1 protein-coding gene is annotated in these 1,564 nt (G+C 54.3%); it reads right to left on the bottom strand.

Translation table 11 applies throughout. From position 1 onward, the window contains the following. Positions 1 to 57: 57 nt before the first annotated feature. Positions 58 to 1,326: an ATP-binding protein gene (locus HMPREF0577_RS07705; RefSeq protein WP_172606782.1), complete on the bottom strand. Its 1,269-nt coding sequence runs from the start codon at positions 1,324 to 1,326 to the stop codon at positions 58 to 60. Positions 1,327 to 1,564 lie beyond the last annotated feature (238 nt).

Here is a 1,564-nt window from a genome sequence, read left to right as displayed (position 1 = left end):
GCTTCAGGCAAAACCTGGACTTTCATCGTGACTACCTATCGTTAACAACTGCGGGGGCTAAAGACTAGCGGGCTGCGGGGACTGCCACAGGGAGTTGATAGGCAGTGAATACAGCTTTCGGCCGACCAGGGTGGGTTCGGCTAGGTTCAGTACTATCCCGGCTATGAATTGCTCCCCGAGCCGGTCACGTAGGGTTTGTAGGTGTTTGAATTGTTTGGGAGCGACGCTGGTGGAGGCTTTGACTTCCACTCCGATAACACCCGAGGGAGTTTCGATGATGATGTCAACCTCGGCTCCGGCGCGGTCGCGGTAATAGAAAAGCTCATGGGGAGTGCCGCTCCAGCCTTGCTGTCGGTATAGTTCGCATACCACGAAGGTTTCTATCAGTCCGCCTAAATAGTCGAAGCCTTGGGGTGAGAGCAAATGCGCAGTGTTGAGGTTTTCCAGAGTAGTGAATAATCCGGGGTCGCTGAGGTAGAGTTTCGGACGTCGCACCTGGCGAGTGGTCAGGCTGCGTGACCAGGCTGGTAGTTCCACCGTGAGGAACATCGAGTCCAGTAGCTCTAGATAGCGACGTACGGTTTCCCGACTAATACTGAGCTTATCCGCTAAATGTTGCAGCACAAGTTCCCCGCCGGGGCTAGCCGCTAGCAGAGAGAACAGCTGCGTTAGTGTTTTCGTGTTGAGCTGCCCTAAATCGGTGGCGTCCCTTTGCAGTAGTCGCTTTAAGTAGTCCTTTAGCCATAAGTGTTGTTGTTTTTCATCCAAGTGTTGCCCGGGTGGGTAGCCGCCTTTGGCGGCGCGTTTCACGATTTCTTCGCGGGTCAAGGCGGCCAGCTGCTTATCCAGTAGCGTGGCTCCACCCTTGGCTAGTTGGGTAATCGCGGATACCCAGTCATCGTTTTGTCCTGCAAGTTCTCCCTGAGTAAATGGATGCAAGCGTAGCGTCATCGCCCGCCCTGCGAGGGAATCCTCGGACTGGGGGATGCGTAACAGATTCGCCGACCCGGTCAAGAGGTATTTCCCAACCTGGCGATTGCGGTCTACCAGCATTTTTAGTGCCAGCACTAGCTGCGGGGCTCGCTGCACTTCATCTATTACCAGTGGCGTGTCCCCGCTAGATTGCAGGAGTAGTAGGGGGTCTTCCGTGGCTAGATTCTTGGTCACGGGGTCATCCAAAGTAAGAAACCGTACCTCCGTTTGGGGCAGCAGCATTTTAGTCATGGTGGATTTACCGACCTGGCGGGCACCCTCGATAACTACAATCGGGCTGATACCCAGCAACTCCTTTACCCGCGTTTCCAGGTGTCTTTGAATCAGTTTCACCAGCACATTCTATCAAAACGCAGCGTGAAAACTAGCGAAACGCAGTTGGGAAACTGGCGAAACGCAGCGAAGGTGCGTTACCGGCGTGGCGAAATTAAGTCGGCCGGTCTGCGTATCCTCCGGTGGACGGGCTTCCCATCGGCTATGGGGTCAGGGGTCATGAGGTGCCAGTCGTCAATTTAGCGTAAATCTAGTCGCCAATTTATTTGGATTCCAGTCGTCAGTTTGTCGGAATTCT

The organism is Mobiluncus mulieris ATCC 35243 (assembly GCF_000160615.1).
Classification (GTDB): domain Bacteria; phylum Actinomycetota; class Actinomycetes; order Actinomycetales; family Actinomycetaceae; genus Mobiluncus; species Mobiluncus mulieris.
This window is presented reverse-complemented; position numbering and strand designations above follow the sequence as displayed.